At 61.4% G+C, this 18,740-nt stretch carries 14 protein-coding genes; 8 read left to right on the top strand and 6 right to left on the bottom strand.

Annotated features, from left to right (window positions below):
* Position 1: 1 nt before the first annotated feature.
* From C469_RS10400 to C469_RS10390, 3 genes are all read right to left on the bottom strand, one after another.
* The gene (locus C469_RS10400; RefSeq protein WP_008006380.1) at positions 2 to 427 is read right to left on the bottom strand and encodes an ATP-binding cassette domain-containing protein; all 426 of its coding nucleotides are present in this window, start codon (positions 425 to 427) and stop codon (positions 2 to 4) included.
* On the bottom strand, positions 424 to 1,731 hold the full coding sequence (locus tag C469_RS10395) for an ABC transporter substrate-binding protein (protein WP_008006378.1): 1,308 nt from the start codon (positions 1,729 to 1,731) through the stop codon (positions 424 to 426). The genes C469_RS10400 and C469_RS10395 overlap by 4 nt, the downstream gene beginning before the upstream one ends.
* 152 nt (positions 1,732 to 1,883) lie before the next feature.
* A complete protein-coding gene (locus C469_RS10390; protein WP_008006376.1) occupies positions 1,884 to 3,068 on the bottom strand; it encodes a sodium:calcium antiporter in 1,185 nt (394 codons plus the stop codon).
* Positions 3,069 to 3,722: 654 nt separating this feature from the next.
* Between C469_RS10390 and C469_RS10385 the strand changes: the two genes are divergently transcribed.
* From C469_RS10385 to C469_RS10380, 3 genes are all read left to right on the top strand, one after another.
* Positions 3,723 to 3,902, top strand: a complete 180-nt coding sequence (locus tag C469_RS10385; RefSeq protein WP_008006374.1) for a zinc ribbon domain-containing protein — start codon at positions 3,723 to 3,725, stop codon at positions 3,900 to 3,902.
* Between the two features lie 190 nt (positions 3,903 to 4,092).
* Positions 4,093 to 4,560, top strand: a complete 468-nt coding sequence (locus tag C469_RS16790; RefSeq protein WP_147587283.1) for a hypothetical protein — start codon at positions 4,093 to 4,095, stop codon at positions 4,558 to 4,560.
* A gap of 53 nt (positions 4,561 to 4,613) precedes the next feature.
* The gene (locus C469_RS10380) at positions 4,614 to 5,663 is read left to right on the top strand and encodes an RNA-guided endonuclease InsQ/TnpB family protein (RefSeq protein ID WP_008006372.1); all 1,050 of its coding nucleotides are present in this window, start codon (positions 4,614 to 4,616) and stop codon (positions 5,661 to 5,663) included.
* Between the two features lie 548 nt (positions 5,664 to 6,211).
* On the opposite strand, the gene C469_RS10375 is transcribed toward C469_RS10380, so the two are convergent.
* The gene (locus tag C469_RS10375) at positions 6,212 to 7,996 is read right to left on the bottom strand and encodes a serine hydrolase domain-containing protein (RefSeq protein WP_049911303.1); all 1,785 of its coding nucleotides are present in this window, start codon (positions 7,994 to 7,996) and stop codon (positions 6,212 to 6,214) included.
* Between the two features lie 571 nt (positions 7,997 to 8,567).
* Between C469_RS10375 and C469_RS10370 the strand changes: the two genes are divergently transcribed.
* Positions 8,568 to 10,826: a PAS domain-containing protein gene (locus C469_RS10370; RefSeq protein ID WP_008006368.1), complete on the top strand. Its 2,259-nt coding sequence runs from the start codon at positions 8,568 to 8,570 to the stop codon at positions 10,824 to 10,826.
* A 754-nt stretch (positions 10,827 to 11,580) separates the two neighbouring features.
* Here the strand turns inward: C469_RS10370 and C469_RS10365 are convergent.
* Both C469_RS10365 and C469_RS10360 read right to left on the bottom strand, forming a co-directional pair.
* A complete protein-coding gene (locus C469_RS10365) occupies positions 11,581 to 12,348 on the bottom strand; it encodes an IclR family transcriptional regulator (protein WP_008006366.1) in 768 nt (255 codons plus the stop codon).
* Positions 12,349 to 12,710: 362 nt separating this feature from the next.
* Positions 12,711 to 13,565: a BKACE family enzyme gene (locus tag C469_RS10360; protein ID WP_008006364.1), complete on the bottom strand. Its 855-nt coding sequence runs from the start codon at positions 13,563 to 13,565 to the stop codon at positions 12,711 to 12,713.
* A gap of 172 nt (positions 13,566 to 13,737) precedes the next feature.
* On the opposite strand from C469_RS10360, the gene C469_RS10355 reads away from it, so the two are divergent.
* The 4 genes from C469_RS10355 to C469_RS10340 all read left to right on the top strand — a co-directional run bounded on the left by C469_RS10355 (position 13,738) and on the right by C469_RS10340 (position 18,577).
* Positions 13,738 to 14,514 carry an SDR family NAD(P)-dependent oxidoreductase gene (locus tag C469_RS10355; RefSeq protein ID WP_187127449.1) on the top strand — a complete coding sequence of 259 codons (777 nt, stop codon included), beginning with the start codon at positions 13,738 to 13,740 and terminating at the stop codon, positions 14,512 to 14,514.
* 125 nt (positions 14,515 to 14,639) lie between these two features.
* Entirely contained in the window at positions 14,640 to 15,989 is a 1,350-nt protein-coding gene (locus C469_RS10350) for a sugar ABC transporter substrate-binding protein (RefSeq protein ID WP_049911279.1), read from the top strand.
* 18 nt (positions 15,990 to 16,007) lie between these two features.
* A complete protein-coding gene (locus C469_RS10345; protein WP_082230132.1) occupies positions 16,008 to 17,582 on the top strand; it encodes a sugar ABC transporter ATP-binding protein in 1,575 nt (524 codons plus the stop codon).
* A gap of 92 nt (positions 17,583 to 17,674) precedes the next feature.
* Positions 17,675 to 18,577, top strand: coding sequence for an ABC transporter permease (locus tag C469_RS10340; RefSeq protein ID WP_008006357.1), 903 nt, complete (start codon positions 17,675 to 17,677; stop codon positions 18,575 to 18,577).
* Positions 18,578 to 18,740: the final 163 nt, after the last annotated feature.

Raw genomic sequence — 18,740 nt, 5'->3', positions numbered from 1 at the left:
CTCAGAGATGTGTATAAGAGACAGGTTTCATCCCTCCCGAGAGCGTCTCCGGGCGAGCGTCTTCGAACTCCTCCAGGCCGACCTCGCGCAGGAGCCGTCTCGCCCCCTCCCTGTCGGGCGGCTTTCCGGCCATCTCTCGGAGGAAGGCGACGTTCTCCACGGCCGACTTCCACGGCAGCAGCGTGTACTGTTGGAACACGTACCCGAGCTCCGCGTTCGTCCGCGCCGCGTCCGTGGTCCGTCCGTTCACGCGGACGCGGCCCGCGGTCGGCTCCTGGAGCCCGCCGACGGTTCGCAACAGCGTGGTCTTTCCGCAGCCGGACGGGCCGACCACCGTGAGGAACTCCCCGTCTTCGACCGTCAGATCGACGTCCTCGACCGCCCGAACGTCGTCGAACGCGACGGTCACGCCGTCGATTTCGATCACGGGGCCTCACCGAGCAGATCTCCCTGCTCCAGCGCGGCCTCCATCCGGTCCCACCTCGCCGGCCCGTGCCACCCCCACCCCTCGTCCCGCACCACGTCCCGCGCCCCGAACGACTCGACCGCCCGCGCGAAGCGCTCGCTCACGGCGCCCGCGGGCTCGTCAGTCTCCGCGGCCACCGCCGCGGCCCCCGAGACGGGATCGGTCCGCGCCGTCGCCCAGCCCGACGCGGTCCCCGCGAGGAACCGCCGCCAGGGCTCGCCTCCCCGCTCGAACGCGGCCGCCGAGCCCACGAGCGTGAGCCCGTAGATCGGGAAGTGGTCGCCGATCGAGAGGACGTCGACCGTCCGGCCGTCCGTCTCCAGTTCGAGCGGATCAGCGAACGATCCCGTCGCCACGTCGGCGTCGCCGGCGATCAGCGCGTCGCGCTCCTCGCCGTCGGCGTCGACGAGCTCTACCTCGCTGAGCAGGTCGGTCTGAGAGAGGAACAGTCTCGCAAGCAGACACGTCTCGGACCCCGTCGTCGTGAGGATCCGCCGCCCGCGCAGCTGGTTCACACTCTCGAACGGCTCGCCGAAGCGGTCGCGGATCGCGTACAGCACCGTCGCGGTCCGCTGGTGGAGTACGGCGAGCGGGACGACCGGGCGATCCGCGGCCAGCGCCCGGACGACCGACCCCGCCCCGACGAGCCCGACGTCCGCGCTCCCGTCGAGTACCGCTTCGAGCGCCTGGTGCGAGCCGCGGTGGTTGGTGACGCTCACGTCGAGCCCTCGTCGCTCGTACGCCCCCTCGTCGACGGCGGCGTACAGCGGGAGATGGAGCGCGTTCGGCCGCCAGTTGAGCGCGACGACGACCTCGGCTCTGCGCTCGGGTGCGGACTCGTCTCCCGGTTCGTTGAGCGGCTCTGCCCCCGCTGCCGGCTCCCGATCGGCGTCCGCGACCGCGGCCGCCCGTTCGAGGAGGGCGATCGAATGGGTGTGGTACACGCGGTCGAGGGTCTCGCGGTGGTCCCGTGCCGGGCGCCACGCGTTCGGCGGTCGTCCGCCCCCGGACGACTCGACGACGGCTCGCTCGATCAGGTCCCGCGCTTCGAGCTTCGAGACCGCGTCGTCGACGGCCTTCCCGTTCAGTCCCGTCCCGATGCGGATCGCCATCGACGTCGCCCGCGACCGGTCGATCCGCTCGTGATCGCGGCGCAAGAGGAGGTACGCGAGCACCCGCGCCGCGTCGCGGCCGAGCCCGGCCGCCAACCGCTCGACGAGCACGCGGTCGTCGTCGTCGAGTACCCAGTGTTCAACCGTGTCCATCGTTCACGTATGAGTCGAACCGAGGTAAAAATGCTCGCCTCGGCGACCGGCAGGCGACCCTCCCGCCGGCGCGTCGCGGGACCGATCGGAACGCCGCCGACCGACCGCCGATCGGAACGCCGTCGATCAACCACCGCTCGGAACGCCGTCGATCAGCCACCGATCGGAACGCCGCCGAAGACGAGGATCGCGGCCACCCAGTAGACGACGTAGAGCCCGCCGAGAAGGAACCCGTGCCAGCGCTTGAGTTCGCCCGAATAGAGGAAGTACGCCGCAAGCGTCGTGACGATGATCACCGACGGGAGGTGGAACGTCAGCACCGACCGGGATATCTCGAGGTCGCTGAGTAGCATGATGACGCCGACGTTGCCCGTCACCGAGAAGAGAACGCTCCCGATGACGTTTCCGACCCCGATCTCGGGGACCCCCCGACGCACCGGCTCGATCGTGAGCATGATGTCCTCGAACGTGAGGATCACCGTCAGCACGGTTGCGCCGAAGACGGTCTGTTCGAGGCCGAACCCCTCCATGACGACCTCCGAGCCGGCCTCGAGCAGCATCGACGCGAACACGATCCCGGCAAGCGCGAGGACCGCGAGCGCCATCCACGGCCACCCGGACGCCGACCGGCCCCCGATGAGCCGGTCCTCCGGGATCTCCGAGAGCGACTGCGGCGCGGCGACTCCGCCGTCGGACCGGAGCGTCTCGCCGAGCTCGGTGTCGCGAAACACCGGCGTGTCGCGCTGCCGCTCGCGGGCGATGATGTACCCGAACGTCAGGAGGAAGAAGCCGAGAAGCACCAGCCCGTGAACGGTCGTCAGGGTCCCCGCGAGCACGAACGGGATCAGCAGTATCGGTCCCAGCGCGAAGAGCACGACGTAGTCGGCCGGGAGATCGACCGGGAAGGGCCTGATGATCGCGGCGAGCGCCAGCGTGACGCCGACGATCGCCAGCCCGGTGCCGAGCGCCGTCCCGAGCGCGGCCCCCTCGAGGTCGCCCGCGGACAACACGAGCGCGAGGATCGTGTCGTCGAACTCGATCCCAGTAAAGAGGATCGCGAGGGTGAACAGCGAGACCCGCAACCCCAGCGCCGCCCGTGTGAGGTAGCTTATCAGCTTCTCGGCGCAGACGGTCAGGATGACGGCACCGGCGACGAGCACGGCCACGGCGCCGGCCAGTCCGAGCCCCTCGACGAAGCCCTCGATCTGTCCCTCGATACCGCCTTCGTCCGACGCCCCCGCGTCTCCTCCGCCGTCCTGTGCGGCCGCGGGAGCGACCGGGAGCGACACGAGCATCACGACGACGAGCGACGCGACGACCAGCCGTGAGACGTTCATACCCGCCGACACGTCGGAGTTCCTTATGAAAATACGGAGTCATGTACCGAATTCCATTGAACTACTGTACATACCGTCGCGCTTGGTTCCGGTGTGGACGCCGCGATCGCGACGACCCCAGACTGTTTCAAAAAGGTCTCTCCTCCGAAACTCCGGGCGACTCCACAATCTCGAGGAGTGTGTTTGATACGCGCCTCATTTTCACAACTATTGGGCGGTCATGTGTCGAGAGAATGTACGCGGTATCACCGTTGTCCTCGACTAGTCGACCGTGTGAAAACGGCGATCGAGACTAGGCTCGGTCTCCGACCGTATTACCACTTTTAGATACAATATTAACTCTCGAGGTATTCGGGATCAATCAGTGCCGGTCCAGCATTCATCGCTGGACCAGAAGGTGGTCATCGACGTTCGATCGAGGACTCAAACTCGGATCGACCCCTCGGAACGGTGATGCGGCTCAACAACAGTCGATACCGGCCGTACGCTACCGCGGATCCTGTGACGAGTCCCTCTCTCTACGTCTGGTCCTAATACAATGTTCATCTTCAGACGTATTCTCCCCCGAAACAGCCGATCGCTGAGAGATGCGAATCTAACAGCCTACACTCGATGAACGCTTATCCCGTTCGACCGGCTAGTAGGAAAGGACGGATGGGATTCTTCGAAAGAGCCGGGCGACAGGTCGAGAAATTCAAACAGACTGCGAAGGAAGTAGCCGACGACAACGCGGACTACCAGTGTCAGTCGTGCAACGCGCGGTTCAATGCCAACGACGACCAGTGCCCGGAATGCGGTTCGAAGGAGATCGTCTCGACGAGGGCAGGAGAGTGACTACCGGCGTCGCCGGTGTTGCGAACTGCCATCGCTACTGATGAGTCATCCTTCACCTGTACTGAGTGATTGAGAGCGTGAAACCATCAACTGGTGAGGATTTCAACAGAGCTCTACGATATATATATATCTGATTTCCCGCAAAGCCTCTAGATGAAATGCTTATACAACCCGTAAACTATCAATATGTATGGACCCGCGGTTAGAATCGTTTCTCCTAGGGAAGTCGTTGAAACGATCGCTTCGGTATCTCGGGTACTCGGTCATTCTCATGGTCTTGTTCTTCGGTCAACTCTCTCTTGCTGGGAATTTCGAGATGGGAAAATCATCTAGTTTATTTATGAGTCCACTTAGAGTCACGGTAGTAGCGATCATTCTGGCGGGGATACACACGTATCGAAACGACGGAATACTGGTGAGTAACGCTGTCGCCGTCATCATCATCAACGGTTATACCCTGCATGGTGTCATCTCGCTTAATCACCCCCAACCTGACTATGGGCTTTTAACCGGCGTGGGGGCAGCAATTATGTATGGTGTACCAATAGGGATGATAACAGCCACTATTGCGTATGTGTTACGGAAAATCAAGGAGAAAGCCCCGCCCTTCAGGGCGGGGATGAATCCGACAGTCGATGACACAAACCACCGACGATAGCACAGCCTGATATTCCAACAATTACTTAAGCCAAGTATCTAATTACATTTGTAATGGTCACGGTGGCTGTCACCGCGAAGTTCCACAACCCATCTCTCTCGCGGCGAAAAGAGTGGCAACGCGCCTCTCATCTCTACCGTGATACCAAACAGTTCTGTATCAACGGATGGGAGAACGGCGACTTCGGGAAGTCTGTGACCACGGCCAGCATCGACAACGAGCTCTACTCGGCGATCCAGAACCAAGCCATTCGAGAGGCGAAATCCGACCATAACAAGGATGGAGAGGTTCGCTACCGAGAGAGTCAACCGTTCGCCGTCAACAACCAGAACTGGGAACTCGACACGACCGAGAACGGTACAGTCGTCGTCGGCTTCCCGTGTGTCTCCCAATGGTGGTACACCCCCATAGAGGTGTACGACGACATTGCCGACTCCGTAGACCGACTGCTTGAAGCTGACGCCGACAAGACTCGTCTCCAGATCTACCGTCGTGGGGACAACTGGTACTGTACGTTCAATATCGAGTACGACGCCGATACGTCGGGCGAGACGCCCATTGGTGTCGATATTGGTGAACGGCACATCCTCGCTGTGACCGCCTACGGCGAAGACGAGTCGATGCTAGTGTCGGGTGGTGAGGCGAAGTACGTTCGGCGCAAATATCGTTCCCTACGCGATTCGCTTTCACAAGCGGGTGCGCTTCGCGCACGCAACCGTGTAGGTGACAAAGAACAGCGTCGGATCAAAGACCTGAACCACAAACTCTCCCGTCGCCTCATCACGTTCGCGGAACAGTTCGAGAATCCCGTCATCCGGATGGAAGATCTCGAAGGTATCCGCGAGAACAGCTCGTGGTCAGGTGTCCACTCGTGGTACTTCCACCAACTCCAACAGCTCATCACGTACAAGGCCGAACGCGCTGGAATTCGTGTGGAGAAAGTCGATGCGTACCACACCAGTCAGCGATGTTCGGCGTGTGATTCGATGGGAACCCGTGATGGCGACAAGTTTTGGTGTTCGGAGTGTGGTCGTGGACGACACGCCGATCTGAACGCTTCGGAGAACATCGCACAACGGGAGGGTGAACCATGCACGGCGTAACAGTTCGGCTGACGCGAACCGTGCTACCTCGCTGGTTGAATAGCCAGCCATCTTTGATGCTCGCTGTATGCGGGGAGGAAGGCCCCCTTGACAGGGCTGTACGCGCTGTAACGCACGCCGTTGGTCACAACTCGGTGGCGACCTTCGACGTTCCACGCGAAAGCGTCCTTGAGAACCGAGGAAACGCGCAACCTGAATATCCACTTCGTGGAATCCTCGCGCTTTAGCGCGGGGAGGATGTCAATAGACTGAACGAGATCTCGTAGAGTTTGGCGTGAATTGTGGTCGACGGCGACGGCTTCGAGCCAGTTTTGAGCGGTCTCTAGCGAGACACTATCAAAACTATCTGAAAACGATGATGTTTGTCGTTCTATCTCTTAACCTACACTTTCGGTAGCACTCCGAGTTCCACGTTGAATGACTCGAGATCGATGGTCATCTTCAGCAGGAATGAATCCGAGACAGTCCGCGCCGTCGACGGGAACACTCCACGCTATCGAGCGGATCGCGCCGGTCAGAAACGATCGCGTAGTTCGTCGCGTGGTCCGTTAGCCCATCCGTACCCACAGCAGGTTCCAATACTGCAGGAGCCAGTACAGGACGGTCGCCGCGACGACGACGAGCGAGTAGTGGACGCGACTGGCGAGTGACCAGTCCTCTCGGACCCACGCACGAACCGCGTAGGCGACCGCACCGGCGGTCGCAACGGCTCCGAACGTCGGCACGACGAACACGAGCTCGAACCACGCTGGCGGGCGGTCGAACAGTGTCGGCCTGCCCATCGACACCACGGCAACGGAAACGGCGACGAAGGCGAGGACGAACACCAAGAGCCCGGCGACGCCCGCGCCGGCGACCCACCGAGCGTGAGCGGCAGATTCCGGCGGTGACTCCCCGCCGCGGTATCGACGCCACCCCCGGGCCGCCGGCCACCCCACGAGACCGGTGAGCGCGACCACCGAAGCGGCCATTGTTAGCCATCCCTGTACCGAGAGCCGCTCGCGGTAGCCGATCTGTTCGTACGCGCTGAGTCCGTCTAACAGGTGGGTCACCTCACCGTCCGTCTCGCGGAACACCAGCGTCGATTCCTTCTCAACGTGTTCGAAGACGAGCGGCTCGACTTCCACCCATTCGTCCGTGCTGTCTCCTTGCTCCGTAATGAGCCGACCGTCGTCGGCGACTCGGGCGTCGATCGGTTGGCCGGTAAAAAGTCCGAAGACAATTCTCTCGGAACTGACCGTGTCAGTCGCGTTCACCGATCGGTATCGACCGCCGAGTTCGTCAGCACGTTCGGGTGTCCCGTCAGGAGACCGCCGTTGGCCACTCGAATCAACGGGTGCGTACCGGTCGTAGAGCGCATCTGCGACCTCCTGTTTCGCATTGTATGCTTCGCTACCGTGGGCGACGACGAACAGGCCGACTCCCTCCTCCGGGAGCAGGGCGAACTCGGTCGAAAACTGTGGAACTCCACCGTCGTGACGAACGATCCGAGTATCGCCACGGGTTCTCTCAAAGAGACCGAACGCCATGCCGTCGATCCGTTCGTGAGGTGTGAACCACTGTCGGTGCATCGCGTCGACCGCGCTCTCCGAGAGGATCCGTTCGCCGTCGACGACGCCGTCGTGGAGATGTGCCTGCAGCAGTTGCGCCATATCCGCGCCGGTCGTGTGGAGGCCGGAGGCCGGCGACACGTCGGAGTAGAAGCTCACGACATCGTCGACGGCCGTTCCGTCGGCAGGCACGAGTCCGGACGGAGCCGCTCGGAACGTGCTGTTCGACATCCCGAGCGGCGCGAACACGTTCTCCGTGACGAACGAGTCGAATTGCTGCCCGGAGACGTCCGCGATCAGCTGTCCGGTCAGTGCGGCGGCGTAGTTGGTGTACTGGTAGAGTTCACCCGGCGGGCGGACACGCGCCGGGACGTCTGTCGACACCGACTCGGCGAGCGGACGGACGTGCCGAGGATCGCTCACCGAATCGCCTCGCCCTCGAACCTCGAATCCCGGCGTGTGGGTGGCGAGGTGTTCGAGCGTGATCGCTTCGTCGTACGTTTCGGGGATGTCGACGGCCTCGAGGTGGTCGTCGACCGAGTCGTCCGGTGCGACCCGACCGCGATCGACGATCTGCATCGCGGCCGTCCACGTGAGCACTTTCGAGACGGAGCCGATGCGAAAGAGCGTCTCGTCCGCTCGAACCGGGACGTCTTCGCTCCGAAAGGCGTGGCCGTAGCCGCTCGTGTGGACCTCGTCGCCGTCGACGACGGCGACTGTCAGTCCGCCCGCGTCGTGTTCCGCCAACGCGCGGGTGGCCGCGTCGTCGACGAGCGTATCCACGTCGGTCGTCCGTGTCGGTTCGGTCGAGCCGCTCGCGAGACCACTGGCCGCGACGGCGGTGCCGGCGCCGACGGCAGCGGACCGCGAGAGGAATCGGCGTCGTGAGAGTGTGGAGGGCATCGGTGGCGGTGTGTCTGAGAGAGAGAGTTCACGCCGTGGAGGGCGGGGCGAGTCGTCCGGTCGAGTTCGTGCCGGAGTCGAGTGCGGTGAAGGCGATTAACCGGATAGCCTGGGTCGAGACGGCCGCAATGGCGTACGCGACCCGGTAGTCCACGGCCGGCTCACCTCGGCTTCTCTGTCTTGGGTGCGATGGTGTCAAACACACGTTATTTATCCCATATGAATCTTATCCCGCCGGATCGCCCGTATCAACCCGACGAGGGTGAGAAAGCCGAGTACGGCCGTATCCCTATCGCCGCCACGAAGCGATCGAGCGCGCTGGCCGCGTTCGCTCTGCTCCAGAAACCGAGTCAGGAGTCACGCACGGTGGCAACTGCCGACGGTGATGTGGAGAGACGTGAGACGGTCCGTTCGCAAAAAGAATATCTAACAAGGTGATATACACTCGCCTATGCATCTTCTCTGCGTCGATGACGAGGCGAATTTCTTAGATCTCACGGCCACGTGTTTACGACGGAAGCTCCCCGCGGCGACGATTCATACTGCGACGCGTGTCGACGACGCGCGCGAAATCATCGAAGCCGAGCCGATCGCGTGTATCGTGAGCGACTACGAGATGCCGGATCAGAACGGGCTTGAACTCTTACACACGGTTCGTGAAACCCACCCGGAGTTGCCGTTTATCCTTTTTACCGGAAAGGGCTCAGAGGAAATCGCCAGCGAAGCCATCTCTGCGGGCGTGACCGATTACCTACAGAAACGAGGCCCGGAACAGTACGACCGGCTGGCCACGCGCATCCGTCACGCAGTTGCCGAGTACCAAACGGAGCACGAACTGCGAGAACGCGTCAAGGAGCTCACTGCGATTCAGACGATCAGCGATCTCCTCATCGAGGGTGACGGCCAGTCCGGCGGACACCTCCGACAGGTGGTCACACACCTTCCACGGTCGCTGCAGTTCCCCGAGGAAGCCGTCGCGTCGCTCACCATCGGTGAAACGGAGTTCACCTCCCCGGAGTACGAACCGCCAGTCGATCAGCTAACGGTCCACGACGTGACCGCCGCCGGCACCGAAGTCGCGCTCACGATCGGTTACACGGCCACCACTGTGACCGAGGCGGACGGCGATGTGTTTCTCCCGGAAGAACGGGAGTTACTCACCACTATTCTGCAGCTCGTCACGGCGTACCTCGACCGGCGACGCGTGCTCTCGGATCTACAAGCGGCGGACCATCGTCTCAACCTCATCCTCGAGAACACGACCGCAGTGATGTATCTGAAAGATACGGAGGGGCGGTACGTGTTCGTGAATACCGAGTACGAGCGCTTGTTCGATGTCGACACCGAGGACATCGTCGGGCGGTACGACGAGGACATCCACCCGCCCGACGTGGCCGAGGCTGTCCAAGCGAACGATCGCCGCGTGCTTGAGACGGGCGAACCGCTCGAAGCCGAAGAGCAGATCACGGTTGACGGCGACGACCGGACGTATCTCTCATTGAAAGTTCCGGCGTTGGACGCTGCCGGCGAAGTCGAGGGCGTGTTCGGCGTGTCCACGGAGATTACTGAACGCAAGAAACGAGAACAACAGCTCGAAGGACTCAATCGAGCCATTCCGCGGCTACTGTCAGCGGAGACGGTCGAAGACGTCGCCGAACGTGGCGTTATCGCCGCACGCGAGATTTTAGACCTCCAAGCAAACGCAATTCATCTGTACGACGCGGAAACCGGGACGTTGGATCCGGTCGCGTACACTGACGGAGTTCGAGAGCTCATCGGTGAGCCGCCGACGTTCCGTGAGGGAGAGAGCATCGCTTGGCGAGTCTTCGAAGAGGGGGCCGCGACGGCGATCGGTGATGTCCAGGCCGACGCAGATATCTATAACCCGGAGTCACCGATCCGCAGCGAGTTACATCTCCCGCTGGGTGAGTACGGTATTTTGATGGCCGGATCGCCGACCCCCTCAAATTTCGATACGCAGGATGTGACGGTCGGAGAGATACTGGCCAGCCACATCACCACCGCGCTCTCTCAGGTCACAACCGAACAGATGTTGCGCGAGCGAGAAACGGAGTTAGAAGCGCAAAACGAGCGACTCGAACAGTTCGCCAGTATGGTCTCACACGACCTCCGTAACCCGTTATCAGTTGCGATCGGGAACCTCGAGTTATATCGAGAGGCCGGGGACGAATCACGCCTTGACACGGTCGAAACGTCTCTCACTCGGATCCAAGACCTCGTAACCGACCTCACCGCCCTCGCACGTCACGACACACTTACGGAAACACACGAACCGGTGTCGGTACACGAGGTGGCCCGCGACGCGTGGGAGTCGATCGAGACGCGGTCGGCAACGCTGTCGACGGAGCCGTGTACGGTGACCGGTGACCCCGGCCAGTTCATGGCGCTCTTCGAGAACGTGTTCCGGAACGCGGTCGGACACGGCGGTGACGACGTCACCGTTCGCGTCGGCCCACTCGAAGGCGGCTTCTACGTCGAAGACACCGGTGACGGAATCCCGCCTGCCGACCGTGATTCCGTGTTCGATCACGGCTACACGACCGGCTACGGCGGGAGCGGCGTCGGACTCACGATCGTCTCACGCATCGCCCAGGCCCACAACTGGGACATCACCCTCACGGACAGTCCGGAAGGCGGGGCGCGGTTTGAATTCCGAACAACGGATTCGATCGAAACGAGCGATCGCTGACGTCAACCGCTTTAGCGGTCGTCGCCACGTGTTTTAAGCATACGAAAATAGATAATTTTGCTGTTTTATCTTTCTATTAATATGTATTGGCATCCCGATTTCTAAGGCCTAAATTCAATCAGCTTGTGTTATGCGAATCTGGTGATAAATGTCTATATAAACCACTAAAAGACGCTATCTTCTAATATTATTAGATATTATAAAGAAATATGGGAATAGATTGTTTATTTAATAAATTGTCATTATATTGGAGCATCGCTTGTACCACGGTCTACGACAGTATCCAGCCAGAATTGGTCTGAGTCGATCTGAATGGAATTTTCATCGACTGCATCGCGATTCAGACTCGCACTGCTAGCTGGCTGGAATCAGGTTTTTGAATCCAATTGTGAACTGCATTCGATTTTGTAGATGGTAACGTATCAAAACAGTATATTATATTTATGAGTGATAGTCTGAGGTGGAATCGAATCTCGACTTCAATACTCTCGGTGGACGTTCGCTCTTACTCCTCAAACTGTAGTAGAGTATTTAATCGGGAGATCGAGTCGGTCGGGTTCGGACGCAGATTGTTCGAGACACTGAGGATCGCGCGATTGAGCTACCATCTCCGGTCCGAAGCCTAGATCAGCAGTGAGGGCTGCCCCAATTACAATATTACGAGTGTAATGCTATCGGAGATGATAGCAATTCGGACCGCCTGTCCCATTACAGCTTTATGATTGTGATGGGAGTATACTTGGTTTGCTCGGCATCAGGACATCGAGTTCTCGAGTTCGAACTCGTTTGCGACGCCGAGGAGAGTTTTCGGAATTTCCTTTTTGAACCGGTCTTCGGTCATCCGATTCGCGGGACTGGCGACGCTGAAGGCACCGACGACGCGACCGTCGGAGCCGTCGACGGGGACGCCGACGGCCTTCACTCCCTCCAGTTGCTCCTCGTCGTTGAACGCGACACCCCGCTCCTCGACGGCTTCCAGTTCTTCGAGCAGCACGGACTGGTCGGTGGTGGTGTTCTCCGTGCCCGCTGGAAGGCCCCACTCCTCGACAATGTCGATGACTCGCTCCCGAGGGAGCTGGGAGAGGATCGCCTTTCCGGCAGCGGTCTGGTGGAGGTGGAACCGTTTGCCAACGGTGGAGTACTTCCAGACGGCGTGTTTCCCGGAATAAGTGTACATGTAGACGCCCCGACCGTTCTCTTCGACGACGAAGACGGCCCGACACTCCGTCTCCCGTGCGAGCTGGTCGGTGTACGAGTCGGCGATCGCGTAGGCGTTTCGCCTGTTGCGAACGTAGTTAGCCAATCCGAGGAAATGGAGACTGAGGTGGTAGATGTCCCCGGACTTGACGACGTAATCCGCATCGACGAGGGTCGAGAGGTGGGTGTGAACGGTGCTCGGCGAGAGGTCGAGTGCCTCCGCGAGCTCCGTTACCCGAGCGCCGTCCAGTTCGCGCAGCATCTCTACGATCTCGAGCGAGGTCATCGTGGCCTGTACCCGCCGACCGCCGCTTTCCTTGTTCATGGTACCGTATTCTCTGGATAGTATATAAAGTTCGGGTCTACCGAATATATGGATATTTTCTACGTAACGTTTGAGAATTGAAATCTGCACAACCCTGAGACAAAGTAGCATAGTATATATTATTCGCGTCTGCCAAAACGATATCCGGCGACGAGCGAACGGCAGATATCCGGCGACTGTCGGAATCCACAATAGTAAGCGAACGAAAGTTGGTATCTCTCTCATTTTCGGGCAGGATGCGGCGACCTCGGGTACGGGCGCCGGAGGATTCGGCCCGTGGTAGGGATTACCCCCCGATTCGCGCCTCCCGAATATCTATGGAAAATTCGAGCGCTTTTCAGGTGCCACGGAGCGTTCGTGATTCAGATCCCGAGCATCTCGCGAGCCTCCGCGGGGGACGCAACGGGCCGTTCGAGTTCGTCTGCGATGCGGGCGGTCCGCCGGACGAGCTGTGCGTTACTCTCGGCGAGTTCTCCTTTCCGGTAGTAGACGTTATCTTCCATCCCGACGCGGACGTGACCGCCCATCGTGATGGCCGCTGTCGTCATCGGGAGTTGATGTTTGCCGACTGCGAGGCACTGCCACTCGACGGGGTCGGGCAAGTTGTCGACGAACGCCTTCAGATTGTGGGGACCGGGTGGCATTCCGTTTTGCATCCCGAAGATGACCGTCGCCCAGTACGGTTCCGCGAGGAGGCCCTCGTCGATGAGGTGTTCCGCCTCCGGGATATGCCCCGGATTGAACAGTTCGAGTTCGGGTTTGACCCCGGCCTCACGCATTCGCTCGGCGTATTCCTCGCTCTGTTCGCGCGTGTTCTCGGCGGTCCGCGTCTGGCCGAAGTTGATGGGACCGAGGTCGACGGTCGCCATCTCCGGCCCCGGATCCGTCTCCAGCACCGGAGCGATGCGCTCTTCTCGCGGGTAGATACCACCACCGCCCGTGGTGAAGTTGACAATGATGTCGTCGCAGTGCTCGTCGATCTCGTCCCTGAGCTCCTGGTACCTCGCGACCGACTTCGTCTTCTCACCGCGTTCGTCACGGGCGTGGAGGTGGACGATCGACGCCCCCGCCTCCTCGCAGGCGGCGACGTCCTGTGCCACCTCGACGGGCTGAGTCGGGAGGTTCGGGTTCGCTTCCTTTCCTTGGTGTCCCCCAGTCGTCGCGACGGAGATGATGAGCTTTCGGTCGAAGTAATCTTCGTAGCCACTGTATGGCATACCCCAACCCAGCCGTTTTATCGTGATAATTCTTCCGGGGGCGAATCCGAGACGGCCGTTCGGTGACGCCACTCGTTTCCACGGCGATTTCCGAGTGGGACGTACGGGTGCGATGGGCTCGACCCACCGTGGGATCCTAATATTTATTAATCATTGTTCGAGATGGGAGGGCATGCAGCAAGATAGCACAGCTTTGGTTACCGGTGGCGGCCGTGGTATCGGCCAAGCCATCTGCGTCGAGCTGGCACGACACGGGGCGGACATCGTCATCGCCGACCTCAACCCCGACGAGATGCAGGAGACCGTCGAACTCGTCGAAGCCGAGAACGGGCGTGCCCGCGCGCTCGAGACGGACGTCACCGATCTCGACTCCGTCGAATCGACGGTTGAGACCGCACTCGAGGAGTTCGGCAGCGTGGAGTGGCTCGTCAACAACGCCGGCATCGCGGGACCGACCGCGTCGTGTGAGTCCATCGACTCAGACGAGTGGGACGCCACGCTCGACGTGAACCTTCGGGGAGCGTTTTACACCTGCCGGACGCTGCTTCCCTCGATGAAAGGACAGTCGTACGGCCGCATCGTCAACATCGCCTCGGTGACGGGGAAGCGGCCGCTCACGCAGCGGACACCGTACGCGGCCTCGAAGATGGGGCTCATCGGATTCACGCGAACGCTCGCCGCCGAGGTCGGTGGACACGATATCAACGTCAACTCCATCTGTCCGGGGTCGGTCGACGGTCCCCGCATCCAGCGGGTTTTCGAGGAGAAGGCGGAGGCGACCGGCCGGTCCTACGAGGAGGTCCGGTCGGACGCCGAGGATCAGAGCCCTCGGCAGGAACTGGTCAACAGAGAAGACGTCGCGAACGCGGTCGCGTTCCTCTGCTCGTCCGACGCCGACCGGATGACCGGGCAGGACCTCAACGTCTCGGCGGGCAAAGTGATGTACTGAAGAGACTCGACACGTGAGCCGGAGGAACGAAGCCCGCCCGGCAAAAGTGACGACCGCGGAAACGTATCGCATGATCGATCATAAATTATATATCCGGGGGCTCTACACAGGGTATTGACGCAAACATGGCACAAGATAGCACCAATCAGACGAGGCGCCGGTTCATGAAGAAAACCACTATGGGCGGATCCGCGGTCGCACTGGGCGGCTTGGCGGGGTGTACGGGCGACTCTGACGGTGGCGATTCGGGCGGTGACGGCTCGTCGGGCGGCGGCTCGTCGTCATCCTCCGACGACTCGGGCGGGTCCGGCGGCTCGATGACCTCGATGGCGTCCATCGCGAACCGACAGAACTCCTACTGGCTCAGCTGGGAGAAAGGCTACCTCGAGGCGTGCGAGGCCTTCGGCTACGACACGAACGTCCAGACGAACAACGGCGAGGTACAGACACAGCAACAGCAGTTTGACTCGGCAGTGTCTAACGACGCCGACTTCATCGTCGGCCAGACGTACACCAACGCCGCCGCGATTACGCTGGCGGAGACGCTGGTCGAGGCGGGCACCCCCGGTGTCCTCGCCGTCACCATCGCCGACTGGTACGTCCCGCAGGACGCCGGTGAGGAGTACGCGACGTTCTTCACGCCGCACTTCGTCAACCACGCGTACAGCGGCGCGAAGATGCTGTTCGAGGCGATGGGGGGCAGCGGGACCTTCGTCCACATCGAGGGGAACCGCGGCACGGCCCCGAACATCGGTCGGAACAAGGGCGTCGACCTGGCGTTAGAAGAGTACCCCGACATCGAGATGGCTGGGTCCCGCCAGCCGGGCAACTTCATCCGCTCGGACGCCCGCGATGTCATGAACGACAAGGTCTCCCAGTACGGCGACGACATCGACGGCTTCTTCGGCCAGAACGACGCCGTCGCGCTCGGTGGGATCACCGTCCTCGAGGAGAACGACATCGACGTGCCCGTCGTCGGCATCGACGCCAGCGAGCCCGGGCTCGCGGCCGTCGCCGAGGACCGGATGACCGGGACCGTCTCGGGCATGGGTCCGTGGCAGGCCGGCTGGTCGGTCGCGAAGTGCCACGACTACCTCAACGGCCACAGGCTCAGCGACGCCGAAAAGATGATGTCGTTCAACGCGCCGGTCTGCGTCAAGAACCCCGACGACTGGACCGACACGATCGACCGGCTTCCGGTCGTCGACGCCGCCGACTACAACGAGGCGATCTTCTCGGGCGAGACGCCCTACGACTGGGAGAAGATGTCCGTCGTCGAGTCCGGCGAGGACGCCTGGGACCCCCAGATCGACATGCAGCCCATGAACCTCGACGACATGAAAGAGGTCCTCGACTGGAAGGATGAGGACAAACCGAGCGGCTATTCCTTGCCGGGCGCCTACACCGATAGTGCGGTCCAAGAGGAGACCGCCCAGCTGTACCAGGACCGGTTCCAATCGAACCCGCTCAAATAATCCGTGTCACATTCCCCCATGGCATCACAGACTCACACCAATGCGACGAACGTGGACCAATCCGACCCGGCCGGCGGCGACGACCACAGCTTCCGCGTCGAGGGTATCTCGAAGTCGTTCCGCCACGTACAGGCCCTCAAGGACGTATCGCTGGCAGTCGACCACGGCGAGGTTATCGGTCTCGTCGGAGAGAACGGCGCGGGCAAGAGCACGCTCCTGAACATCCTGACCGGGGTGTTGCAGGCCGACGAGGGACAGCTGTTCGTCGACGGGGAAGCCGTCACGTTCACGAACCCACGTGAGGCGGCGGACTACGGCGTCTCGCTCGTCCATCAAGAGCAGGACATCATCAAGACCATGCGGGGGTACGAAAACCTCTATCTCGGGCGGGAGATCGAACGCCTTGGAGTGCTCGAGAAAGAGACGATGCGCAAGGAGGCGCAGGCATTCGTCGACGACTTGGGCATCAACATCGACGTGGACGAGCGCGTCCGAAACTACTCGTTCAACGAGCGCCAGATGCTCGAAATCGCGAAGGCGTTTCACGTCTCACAGAAGTCCGAGAATCCTGTCATCCTTCTCGACGAACCGACGGCCGCGCTCGAAGAGAGCGGCCGCCAGATCCTCTTCGACCTCGTGAACGACCTGCGGGACCGGGCGACGTTCGTCTTCGTCTCCCACGAGCTCGACGAGGTGCTGGAGATATCCGACCGGATCTACGTTCTCAAAGACGGCGAGCGCGTGGCGGACATGGCCACGGCCGACGCCACCACTGACTCGCTGCAGAAGGCGATGGTGGGCCGAGAGACCGCCGACGAGTACTACCAGGTCCCCGACCAGCAGCGCGAAACCGACCTCGGCGAGACGGCCCTGACCGTCGACGGCGCGGTCTACGGTGATACCGTCGGGCCGGTCTCGTTTTCCGTCCGCGAGGGCGAGATATTCGGGATCGTCGGCGTCGAGGGCTCCGGAAAACAGCAGCTGGGTCGCCTGCTCGCGGGCGACCTCGTCATAACGCAGGGCTCGGTCTCAGTCGACGGCACAACCCTGGAGAGTCCGACGGTTTCCGAGATGGTCGACGCGGGCGTCGGCTACATCCCGAAAGACCGGAAGTCCGAGGGTCTGTTACTCTACCAGTCGGTGTTAGTCAACACCTCTCTCGCGATGGTTCGAGACATGAACGGCAACGTACCGTTACTCGACCTCGACGCCGAGAAGGAGGCGACCATTGACGCCATCGAGGAGCTGTCGATCAAGACGCCGGGTCCCAACGCGCTGGTCCACGGCCTGAGCGGCGGGAACCAGCAGAAGGTCGTTATCGCCCGCTGGCTGGCCCAAGAGACGCCGATACTCGTGATGGACAACGTGACCCGAGGCATCGACGTCGGTGCCAAAGAGGAGGTGTATCGTCTCTGCCGTGAGTTGACCGACAAAGGCGTCTCGATCGTTTTCATCGGCGACGAGCTGCCCGAGGTCATCGGTATGTCCAACCGCATCGCCGTGATGGCGAACGGGGAGTTCGTCGGCGATGCCATAGACGCCTCGCCGGGGAACAAACCGACCGAACAAGACCTGATACAGGAGATGATCTGACAATGAGTACAAGCAGCATCAGCGAGTGGATCACCGACCAACGAGAACAGCGCACGCTTAAGGACTGGATACAGGATCTGGGCCCGTTCGTCATGCTGTTCGGGTTGATAATCACATTCTCGTTCGCGTCGGATCGCTTTTTGACCGAGGGCAACCTGATCGACAACGTCGCGAAAAACGCCGTCACGCTGCTGCTGGTCGCGCTCGCGGGGACCTTCCCCATCCTCCAGCAGAGCATCGACCTCTCCGTCGAGTCGATGGTGCTACTGACGGGCGTCGTGACCGTCGTCCTGATTTCGGAGTTCGGCTTGGGCCTGTTGGCCATCCCGATCGCCATCGGCGTCGGGATGCTCGCCGGCCTGTTCAACGGCATCATCTTCACGAAGCTCAAGGTGCCCTCGTTCCTCGTCACGCTCGGGACGCTCTCGGTGATGGCCGGGGTCGGGAAGATCATTACCGGCGGGTCGACCATCACGTTCCGGAACCCCGCCATCCGGACCATCTCGAACGGCGAAGTCCTCGGGATTCCCAACCTCGTGCTCTGGGGGCTGCTCATCTACGTCGGCACCATCGTGTTAGCCTTCCGGACGAAGTTCGGTCGGTACTGCTTCGCGCTGGGCGAGAACGAGCGCGTCGTGGAGCTGGCCGGTGCGAAGGTCGACCGGTACAAGATCTACCCGTTCGTACTGTCGGGACTGCTCTGTGGGACCGCCGGCGTGCTGTTGACGCTGCGCATTTCGTCGGCCTCCCCGAACATCGGAAGCGGGCTCATGCTCCCCAGCATCGCCGCCATCGTCATGGGCGGGACGGCGCTGACCGGCGGCGTCGGCGGGCCGCACCGGACCATTCTGGGGGTGCTCGTTATCGCGGTCCTCAACAACGGCATGAACCTGACCGGGATCGACTCGTTCATCCAGGAAATTATCCTTGGACTCGTGGTGGTCGGGGCGGTGGCCCTGTCGATCGACCGTGAAAAGATCGACGTGGTGAAGTAGCGCGGCGCGTCCCGATTCTTCGTTCCTTCGCATTCGTATCCCCGCGTGACCCGCAGGTTCGTCTCTCTCAGTCCCGTACGACACGGTACGGGACGCACGCTCGTCGCGTACGACGGGTCCGTTTGCATCCGCGCTATCGGTTCCGGCGAGTCCGTCACCGGTC

The organism is Halorubrum lipolyticum DSM 21995 (assembly GCF_000337375.1).
Classification (GTDB): domain Archaea; phylum Halobacteriota; class Halobacteria; order Halobacteriales; family Haloferacaceae; genus Halorubrum; species Halorubrum lipolyticum.
The sequence above is the reverse complement of the archived record's forward strand: the minus strand, read 5'-3'. Positions and strand labels throughout refer to the sequence as shown.

Excerpts from the sequence above, each read along its gene's own strand:
- C469_RS10365 (WP_008006366.1), bottom strand. The coding sequence starts at position 12,348 with ATGAACAAGGAAAGCGGCGGTCGGCGGGTACAGGCCACGATGACCTCG.
- C469_RS10360 (WP_008006364.1), bottom strand. The coding sequence starts at position 13,565 with ATGCCATACAGTGGCTACGAAGATTACTTCGACCGAAAGCTCATCATC.
- C469_RS10395 (WP_008006378.1), bottom strand. The coding sequence starts at position 1,731 with ATGGACACGGTTGAACACTGGGTACTCGACGACGACGACCGCGTGCTC.
- C469_RS10390 (WP_008006376.1), bottom strand. The coding sequence starts at position 3,068 with ATGAACGTCTCACGGCTGGTCGTCGCGTCGCTCGTCGTCGTGATGCTC.
- C469_RS10340 (WP_008006357.1), top strand. The coding sequence starts at position 17,675 with ATGCTGTTCGGGTTGATAATCACATTCTCGTTCGCGTCGGATCGCTTT.
- C469_RS16790 (WP_147587283.1), top strand. The coding sequence starts at position 4,093 with ATGGACCCGCGGTTAGAATCGTTTCTCCTAGGGAAGTCGTTGAAACGA.
- C469_RS10370 (WP_008006368.1), top strand. The coding sequence starts at position 8,568 with ATGCATCTTCTCTGCGTCGATGACGAGGCGAATTTCTTAGATCTCACG.
- C469_RS10385 (WP_008006374.1), top strand. The coding sequence starts at position 3,723 with ATGGGATTCTTCGAAAGAGCCGGGCGACAGGTCGAGAAATTCAAACAG.
- C469_RS10355 (WP_187127449.1), top strand. The coding sequence starts at position 13,738 with ATGCAGCAAGATAGCACAGCTTTGGTTACCGGTGGCGGCCGTGGTATC.
- C469_RS10380 (WP_008006372.1), top strand. The coding sequence starts at position 4,614 with ATGGTCACGGTGGCTGTCACCGCGAAGTTCCACAACCCATCTCTCTCG.
- C469_RS10345 (WP_082230132.1), top strand. The coding sequence starts at position 16,008 with ATGGCATCACAGACTCACACCAATGCGACGAACGTGGACCAATCCGAC.
- C469_RS10350 (WP_049911279.1), top strand. The coding sequence starts at position 14,640 with ATGGCACAAGATAGCACCAATCAGACGAGGCGCCGGTTCATGAAGAAA.